Source organism: Chitinimonas violaceus (genome assembly GCF_052601015.1).
In genome coordinates, this window is the sequence record NZ_JBQXDJ010000035.1 from 37280 (window position 1) to 46429 (window position 9150).

Annotated in this window: 7 protein-coding genes; 5 read left to right on the top strand and 2 right to left on the bottom strand. The window is 53.7% G+C overall.

Annotation, left to right across the window (positions count from 1 at the left end):
- Positions 1–171: 171 nt before the first annotated feature.
- Positions 172–2121 carry a M13-type metalloendopeptidase gene (locus ACUHMQ_RS12730; protein ID WP_445295840.1) on the top strand — a complete coding sequence of 650 codons (1950 nt, stop codon included), beginning with the start codon at positions 172–174 and terminating at the stop codon, positions 2119–2121.
- Between the two features lie 42 nt (positions 2122–2163).
- Here ACUHMQ_RS12730 and ACUHMQ_RS12735 read toward each other — a convergent pair whose 3' ends face one another.
- The gene (locus ACUHMQ_RS12735; RefSeq protein ID WP_445295841.1) at positions 2164–3252 is read right to left on the bottom strand and encodes an HD-GYP domain-containing protein; all 1089 of its coding nucleotides are present in this window, start codon (positions 3250–3252) and stop codon (positions 2164–2166) included.
- Positions 3253–3644: 392 nt separating this feature from the next.
- A complete protein-coding gene (locus tag ACUHMQ_RS12740; protein WP_445295842.1) occupies positions 3645–4694 on the bottom strand; it encodes an NADP(H)-dependent aldo-keto reductase in 1050 nt (349 codons plus the stop codon).
- A gap of 228 nt (positions 4695–4922) precedes the next feature.
- Between ACUHMQ_RS12740 and ACUHMQ_RS12745 the strand changes: the two genes are divergently transcribed.
- From ACUHMQ_RS12745 to ACUHMQ_RS12760, 4 genes are all read left to right on the top strand, one after another.
- Entirely contained in the window at positions 4923–6011 is a 1089-nt protein-coding gene (locus ACUHMQ_RS12745) for a sulfate ABC transporter substrate-binding protein (protein WP_445295843.1), read from the top strand.
- A gap of 84 nt (positions 6012–6095) precedes the next feature.
- On the top strand, positions 6096–6929 hold the full coding sequence (cysT, locus tag ACUHMQ_RS12750) for a sulfate ABC transporter permease subunit CysT (protein ID WP_445295846.1): 834 nt from the start codon (positions 6096–6098) through the stop codon (positions 6927–6929).
- An 8-nt stretch (positions 6930–6937) separates the two neighbouring features.
- Positions 6938–7861, top strand: coding sequence for a sulfate ABC transporter permease subunit CysW (gene cysW, locus ACUHMQ_RS12755; protein ID WP_445295844.1), 924 nt, complete (start codon positions 6938–6940; stop codon positions 7859–7861).
- A 41-nt stretch (positions 7862–7902) separates the two neighbouring features.
- Positions 7903–8943, top strand: coding sequence for a sulfate/molybdate ABC transporter ATP-binding protein (locus ACUHMQ_RS12760; protein WP_445295845.1), 1041 nt, complete (start codon positions 7903–7905; stop codon positions 8941–8943).
- Positions 8944–9150 lie beyond the last annotated feature (207 nt).

Sequence of the window (9150 nt, forward strand, 5' to 3'; positions counted from 1 at the left end):
TTTGTCCAAAGATGGCTCAACAAATGCTAGAAGGCTTTGCCAGCGAGAAAGAATGATGTCGCCTGATAAATTGCAAGCTATCTATTGGTTTGTAAGGGTTTTCCTTGTCTGATGAACTTTATAGCGAGTGCATGTACTGATATCCCAACATCATGGATGGGTATCAAGTATATGAATTTCATCAGTAATTCGAATGTCTTTAAGGGCGGTTCCATCGTGGCGATGGCGACTGCTTTTTTATTATCTGGGTGTGGTGGGTCGGACAAGCCAGCGGTGCAGCGCGATGCGCTTGCGTGTCAAGATTTCGATCAGCTGGCAAATGGTGATTGGTACCGGTCTACTCAGCGCACAGCTGGGGTTGATGCGCCCGACTTATTTGCAGATTTGCCGCAACAAAATTATCAGGCATTGCTGGCTGCACTGAAGGCAGCGGCTCAGTCACCACTCGCTAATGAGAACAGCGACTTAGGCAAGCTTGTACGTCTATTTGCCAGCCAAGCTCAGCCAACACCTACTACGATGGTTGCCTTGAATGAAGAATGGCAGCTGGTGGATGGTATGGCACAAATCCAGGAAGTACCGGTTGTCATGGCGAAATTATTGCGTGTTGGCACCGTACTGCCCTTAAATTTGCAAGCTCAAAGTGTTTATAGGGAAGAGGATACCAAGCCAATTCAACTGAAATTAGTTCAAAGTGACTTATTGCTGTCGAGTGGTACAACAGAGACCCGGCGTGATCATATCGCGCGTATGTTGGTAGCAGCTGGCGTTGCTGCAGACCAAGCTGCTGTCGATGCGGAAGCTGTTGAACGTATGGAGCAGCGGATCAATGAACCAGCGGCATCGACACCTTCAGGTTCAGTGACGTTCGATATGCCAACCTTCAAACAGCAACTTGGTATTGCAGCTGACGTTGAAGTGGATGCGGCTACTGAAACCAAATTATCGCAGATGATGGCCGAATTCAGTTTGCCGCAATGGAAGAGCTTTCTGAGATGGCGCCTATTGAAGAGTTTCAGTGCTTATCTGCCTGTACAGCTTGCCAGTGAAGAGAAGCGTTGGCAGCCTTCATGGAAGCCTAGATTTTTGGCGAATGCCACTTGGGCAGATTCAACGGCTGTCTTCGATGATCGAGTCCGTTTTGCAGCCGCGCTGATGCCGGATACCTTGAACCGCTTCTACGTAGAGAAGGTGATAGGGCCAAGCAAGCTGGCAGCAGTCAACACCATGATGCAGGAGTTGAAGCAGGAGATGCGGACAAGAATTCAGACTCGTGCCTGGTTGAGCCCGACGGGTCGAGATGCTGCACTACGACGGCTTGATACCATGGCCATGGTGGTAGTTCAACCCGAAAAGTGGACTGATTACAGCAGCCTCACTATTGAAGCTAACGATGCGCTGGGCAATATTAAGCGTGCGAACCAGTTGAATTTTACAGAACTGGTTAAGAGCGCTGGGGCACTGCCGCGACTTGGTGCCAAGGACGGTTTCGGTTGGGGTAGCTACGATCCCAGATATGTACCAGGTCGTAATGTACTGGTGGGCGATATTGGTATGCTGTTGTCGTCGCCAATGGCAGATTTCGAAAATAAACCCGCGTTTACCTATGGCTTTCTGGGGGCTTCTATTCTTGCCCATGAAATGGGGCATGGCTTTGACGCCAGCGGTACCCAGGCAATGCCGCCTAATGTCCCTGCTCCACCGGCTATGGGGCTTGCCGCTAGCGATATTACCTACTTCAAGTCCATGGAAGACCGCCAATACCAGCACTATGCCGACTATGTGAAGAGTGTGCTGGGTGTCAATATCCCAGCTTTACGTATGACGCTTGAGGATGTGGCAGACCTGACCGGCTTGGAAGTTGCAACGCAGCTGGCTCAGAAAAAGTGGTCAGGTGTTGCGGCAATGGATCAATTCTTTAAGGGCTATGCGTTTACTCATAGAGACGCAAGCACTCTTAAGGAAATGCAGGAACATGCATCCACTGTTCCCGCTCATGCGGTATCGAAATACCGAGTAAACGGCATATTGTCCAACTCACAGGCGTTTGCTGCTAATTATGGCTGTAAATCGGGCGACCCGATGGTGAGGGCGGATAAGGATCGCATTACGCTGTGGTGAAGTGACGGCCCACAATTCGGTGGGCTGCCGGCTACCAACTTGTTACGTGACTTCGTTCAAGGTTGGTGCAACGGCTTCAAAGGCGTTGATGACCAGTGCATCAAACTGGGTATCGAGCAGGCCGTTGACTTCAAACAGCGTACGCATGATGCCACGGCGATAGTCGGTGTCGGTCAGGCCGGCAACCTTGTCGTACAAGAGGTCGGCAATCGCCAGCATCATGGCGCCAGGGTGAGGTGGTAGGGAATAGGCAGGGGCTGCGATGCCTTTGCCGTTGGCCCATAGATGGTGCTGGCGGATGATCTGGGCGGCTTCCGTGCAGTCTGGTGCGATGCTCAGCAGCCAGGAGGCTGAACGTTCTGGATGTAGTGTGTAGCGCTCCCAATCGGGTGAACCTGCCGTTGGTGGGGTCAGCAGCAAGGCGTCTGGCTCGGCCAACAGACCGACATCGTGCCAGAGTACGGCAATGTGTAAGGCTTCCTCGTTGCTGGGAGGGTGGTATTGCTGGTTGAGCGCCATAACGCAAGTGAGTTGAAAGCGAGTGCGTTGTCGCCAGGCGGGTTGTCGGCATGCCAGCCCTTTGGCCAGCTGTTCGCCCAGGGCGATGATGCTGTTGGGGGCATCGTCTGGAAAAAGCGGGTCGGGCTGCAGGACACGGTCTTCTGGTTCGGCAAGCCAGGCGCCATGGGCGGTCAGCAGGATTTTTCGCGATAAGTTGTCGGCCTCGTTCTGGCTCCTGGCGTTGCCCAGCTGAACGATGAGTTTGAGCAGGCCATCGCGTGGTGTAGGGTCGAACTGGTGGGTGTTGACCAGACAGTCGATCATGGGTTGGATCTGGTCCATACTTTGCAGCAGGGCTTCGGCAACCAGCGCAGAACACAGGAAGTGCTTTTCCCGTAGGCTTTGCAGCACATTTTCAAGCTGGTGGACGAACTCCATGATGGGAGTGGCACGGCAATAGCCAAAGTCTCCCTTGATGGTGTGTATGTGCCGGAATGCGCTGGCAATGAGGTCGGCGGAGTCAGGGTCCTCAACCAACCGATGTAAGTCCCTTTCCAGATCGGGCAGGTGCTCTTGCACCTCGGTGATCACATCGGGCAGCAGGTTGAAGTCGACATCGGCCAAACTCATGGGGGCTCCACGTTGGCAAGCAATTCATGATGTTACCGCGCAGCCTTGAACAGGGCTTATGCGCTACACCCTGTCGATAGCTGCGTGCGACAGATCATGAACAGGTTCTTAAACCTATCTAAATCTGCGGCGCGTCGGCGACACGGCGTTGAAAACGTCCTCGGCATGCTCATTTACCGCTTGTAAATTCTGCTTCCTCAGCTGTTTTCGCCTTGTCTCGCCCTAGCTCGCGAGACGTTGAATAAATTCTTAGGCGTTCGAACCTATCCAGCAACACCAATATTCCGGCAGAACAAAGGCATGCACTGCATGATAGGTGCTGGCCTATGTTTTGATATTAGTCGTCGCGTACGGCACGTATCTCTATCTAAATGCGCCGGCGATCTGTTCTATCAGGGCGCAGGGTTGGCGTTGTTGGCGTGAATCGCCTCGATGCTTGCTATCACATCCGCGCTGAGCGTCAGGTCAACACTGGCGATATTTTCCTCCAACTGTTTCAGCGTGGTTGCCCCGATCAGATTACTGGCGACGAAGGGGCGACTATTCACAAAAGCAAGCGCCATCTGCGCAGGCGATAAGCCATGCTGTCTGGCTAGGTGCGCATAGGCATGCGTTGCCGTTTCTGCGCTGGGTTTGTTGTAACGTTGGAACCGTGAGTACAAGGTCAACCGTGCACCTTGCGGTCGGGCACCGTCAAGATACTTCCCGCTGAGCATGCCAAACGCCATAGGTGAGTAAGCCAGCAGGTCTATTTTTTCGCGGTGGGTGAATTCGGCAAGGCCAATCTCAAACGTGCGATTAAGCAAACTGTAAGGGTTTTGGATGCTGACGATGCGTGGCAGATCGAGTTTTTCGCTGGCGCGCAGAAATTGCATCACACCCCACGGTGTTTCATTGGAAATGCCGATGTGCCTCACTTTGCCGGTTTTTACGAACTCTGCGAGTACGCTCAGGGTTTCCTCAATCGCCACGCTTTGTTCATTTTCTATCCAGGGGTAACCCAATCGCCCGAAGGTGTTGGTGCTGCGGTCCGGCCAATGCAGCTGGTATATATCGAGGTAATCGGTTTGCAGACGATCAAGGCTGGCGTGTAGCGCAGCTTCCAGATTCGGCCGATCGAACTGGTTGCTTGCACCGCGAATATGCTGTGGTTGATGGGGTTGGCGCTGCGGTCCGGCAATTTTACTGGCGATGATCACATCATCACGCCGTCCACGTTTCTTGAGCCAAGTGCCGATGTAACGTTCTGTCAGGCCATAGGTCTCGGCTTTAGGCGGTACCGGGTACATCTCGGCGGTGTCGATCAGGGTGATGCCGCGCTCGATAGCAAAGTCGAGCTGGGCATGGGCCTCGGCTTCCGTGTTCTGTTCACCCCAGGTCATAGTGCCAAGGCCGATCAGGCTGACTCTCAGATCAGTTTGGCCCAGTTGACGGTATTGCATATCGCTTTCCTTTAGTTTTGTGTCCGCACCCTGCTGACGACTGCTCGCGACATATCGAAAACAAGCTCTTATGTCTTGGGTTCTGGGTGGGTGAGCATCGTAGCTTGTCATTTTGGCATTAAGAAGGGATTAATAATTCTTAATGGATATATGGTGTCGTTGCTATGCTCTAAATGGCCTGTTCACAACATGTTTGAGCAACCGTCAGTGTAATACCGCTTCTTCAATATGCTGACAGTTGGAGTCCGGGCTGTAGTTGCCTGGCAAAAGATTGAACAGGTGTTGATATCCACCTTTGTCGTGCGAGTACAGATCATGACCCATATTGCCCGTTTGGTTGCTGCAAGCTTCATTCTCGGCTTCTCCTGCGTCGCCTATGCAGGCCCTGCTTTGCTGAATGTTTCGTACGATGTGATGCGCGACTTCTACAAGGATCTGAACCCGGCGTTTGTTAAGGCCTACAAGGCCAAAACGGGTGAGGATGTCATGATTCAGCAGTCCCATGGCGGGTCGGGCAAGCAGGCGAGGGCGGTGATCGATGGCCTGGAAGCGGACGTCATCACCATGAACATGCCGCCCGATATCGATGCCTTGTACGACAAGGCCAAGCTGGTGCCAGAAAAATGGGAACAGCGTCTGCCTAATGACAGCCTGCCATTCACCAGCTTGCAGGTGTTGATCGTACGCAAGGGCAACCCGAAACAGATCAAGGATTGGTCCGACCTTATCAAACCCGGTGTACAAGTCGTGATGCCCAATCCCAAGGTAACAGGCAATGGCCGTTACAGCTATCTCGCTGCCTGGGGGTATGCGCTGAAGCAGCCCAATGGGAATGAGCAGATAGCACGAGAGTTTGTCGCTGCGATTCTGAAGAATGTGCCGGTACTGGATTCAGGTGGCCGTGCAGCCACGACAACCTTTATGCAGCGCGGTATTGGCGATGTGTTGCTGACCTTTGAAAACGAAGCCGAGATGATTGCCCGTGAATTTGGCCGTGGTGGTTTTGAAGTGGTGTATCCGAGCTTATCGGTAAGGGCCGAGCCGCCGGTTACGATAGTCGACAAGGTGGTGGATAAGAAAGGTACGCGCAAACAGGCCGAGGAATATTTGAAGTTCCTGTGGACGCCGGCTGCGCAGGAAATCGCGGCACAAAACTATTTACGCCCACAAGACCCGGATGTGGCCAAGAAGTACGCCAGCCAGTTTCCCGCTGTGAAGCTGTTCACGGTGGATGAGGTGTTTGGCGGTTGGCGCAAAGCGCAGAAGACGCACTTTGAAGATGGCGGCAGTTTTGACCAGATCTATGCCAGGAAATAAGGGGGAGGGAATGAAGCGTAATGACGTATCTGCCCCACATTTGTCGGGCTGGCTAATCCGTTTGCATTGCCGTTCACGATGACGATGCAATTCAAACAAGCCAGCGTGTTGCCGGGTTTCAACTTGGCGATGGGCTACACCGTCGCCTATCTCAGCCTGATTGTGCTTTTACCGTTGTCCGCGTTGGTGCTGAAGACAACTAGCCTCAGTTGGGCGGCATTCTGGCAGATAGTCACTGCTAATCAATTGGTTGCTGCATACAAACTCACTTTTGGTGCGAGCCTGTTGGCTGCGGTAATCAACCTGTTTGCCGGCTTGCTCGTAGCTTGGGTGCTGGTGCGTTACGACTTTGTCGGCAAGCGATTTATCGATGCCTTGGTGGACTTGCCATTTGCGTTACCCACTGCGGTAGCCGGCATCGCGCTGACAACGCTGTATGCACCGAATGGCCTGATTGGTGAATGGCTTGCGTCATTGGGTATCCAGGTCGCCTTCAAGCCGCTTGGTGTGGTGGTGGCGCTTACTTTTATCGGCTTGCCCTTTGTGGTGCGTACCGTGCAGCCTGTGTTACAGGATCTTGAATCCGAAGTGGAAGAAGCCGCGGCTTGCCTTGGCGCCAGCCGCTGGCAGACGTTTCAGAAAGTAATCTTCCCCGCGACATTACCCGCGTTGCTGACGGGCTTCACCTTGGCGTTTGCACGGGCGGTGGGCGAATACGGCTCGGTGATCTTCATCGCCGGCAATATCCCGTTCGAGTCGGAAATCGTGCCTTTGTTGATCATCGGCAAGCTTGAGCAATACGACTATGCCGGCGCAACGGCAATCGCCACGGTGATGTTGGTGATTTCCTTTGTGTTGATTCTGCTGATCAATCTGATCCAGTGGTGGCATACACGTCGCCATGGCATGCGTAAGTAGGGGCTGTGATGCTGCATACCACCTCCACTGTTCAGCGTTCTACCGCCACCAATGAGCCAACCTGGTTACGCTGGTTGTTGATTGCCGGCGCGCTGACCTTTCTAAGCTTTTTCCTGGTGCTGCCACTGTTATCGGTATTCGCCGAAGCCTTACGCAAAGGATGGTTGTTGTATTGGGAAGCGCTGCGCGAGCCAGATGCATTGTCGGCGCTGTTGTTGACCCTGACCGTGACGGCAATCGCCTTGCCCCTGAATCTGGTCTTCGGTGTGGCTGCGGCTTGGGCGATCGCCAAGTTCGACTTCAAGGGAAAAAGCCTTCTGATCACCTTGATTGACTTGCCGTTCTCGGTGTCACCTGTCGTGGCCGGCTTGATCTATGTACTGCTTTTTGGCGCACAGGGCTGGTTTGGCCCCTGGCTGATGGCGCACGACATCAAGATCATCTTTGCCATCCCCGGTATTGTGCTCGCCACGGTGTTTATCACCTTCCCCTTCATCGCGCGTGAATTGATCCCGTTGATGGAAGCCCAGGGCACCGAAGAGGAACAAGCTGCCATGGTGCTGGGTGCAAGCGGTTGGCAGATGTTCTGGAAGGTGACACTGCCCAATATCAAATGGGGGCTTTTGTATGGCGTCATCCTGTGCAATGCCCGCGCCATGGGTGAGTTCGGCGCGGTATCGGTGGTATCGGGTCATATCCGTGGTCTGACCAACACTACGCCTTTGCATGTGGAGATTCTCTACAACGAGTACAACTTCGTGGCGGCTTTTGCCTGTGCGTCCATCCTGGCGTTGTTAGCGTTGCTGACCTTGGCGGCCAAGAGCTGGGTGGAGTGGCAGGCTGAGCGCCAGCACGCGGAAGATAACGCGGTGTCTGTGCAGCAGGAAGATGACCAGATGCTCAGCGTGGCTATGCCGGATTCAACCCGATAAATGACGCCCATCGTGTTCTACACCCCAATACAGGTGATGCAATGAGTATCGAGATCCAATCGGTTGCCAAACGCTTCGGTGCATTTACGGCGCTGGATAACGTCAGCCTCAAGGTCGAGACCGGGGAGCTGCTGGCCTTATTGGGGCCATCGGGCTGCGGCAAGACCACGCTGTTGCGCATTATCGCCGGCCTGGAAACCCCGGATGCAGGCCAGATTCATTTCCATGGTGAAGACACGACAGACCGGCATGTGCGTGATCGCCAGGTCGGTTTCGTATTCCAGCACTATGCGCTGTTCAGGCATATGACGGTGTTCGAAAATGTGGCGTTCGGTTTGAGAGTACGGCCCAAAGAGACCCGGCCCAGCGATAAAGAAATAAAACGCCGGGTGCACGAGTTGTTGAATCTGGTACAGCTGGATTGGTTGGCCGACCGTTACCCGGCACAGTTGTCGGGTGGGCAACGTCAACGCATTGCATTGGCGCGTGCCTTGGCAGTGGAGCCCAAGGTTTTGCTGTTGGATGAGCCATTCGGCGCGCTTGATACCAAGGTGCGCAAGGAGTTGCGTCGTTGGCTCAAGCGCCTGCATGAGGAAGTACACGTTACCTCGGTGTTTGTGACGCATGACCAGGAAGAAGCACTGGAGGTGGCGGACCGGGTCGTGGTGATGAATAAAGGCAGGATTGAGCAGGTCGGTACGCCGGAACAAGTGTACGACACCCCTGCGACGCCGTTTGTATATCAGTTCCTTGGCGATGTGAATCTCTTTCACAGCCGTGTACATGGTGGTTTCGCTCAGGTAGGCGAGCAGCAGGCAGGGCCGGATGGCGCAGTGGCGTACGTACGCCCGCACGATATCGAGATTCTGCGTGAACCTAGCCAGCAAAGTCTGGTAGCCAAGGTGGACCATGTACGGACGATAGGTTCAATCATCCGCCTGGAACTGAGCCTGGAGAATGGCGACCCGGTAGAGGCAGAGCTAAGCCGTGATGCGTTTGCGCATAACCGTTATGTCAGCGGGGAAAAGGTTTATATCCGCCCACGTACAGCAAGGGTGTTTGCTGACGACTTTTCGATTTGATTTCCCTAGGGTCTGTTGACGTTTTGACTTCGGTATATTGAAGAAGCGCAGCAAACCCGCAGAATTACGGTTCCTATACTAATCACCCTGCGGGTTTGCTATGCCCCGATTGATGCTCAGTGACGAGCTTTGATCGAAGCTGGAGAAAATTCTTCTTCAGCAAACCATTTACCACAAGCCGTATCTGCGAATGACCGTTGAGGGAAT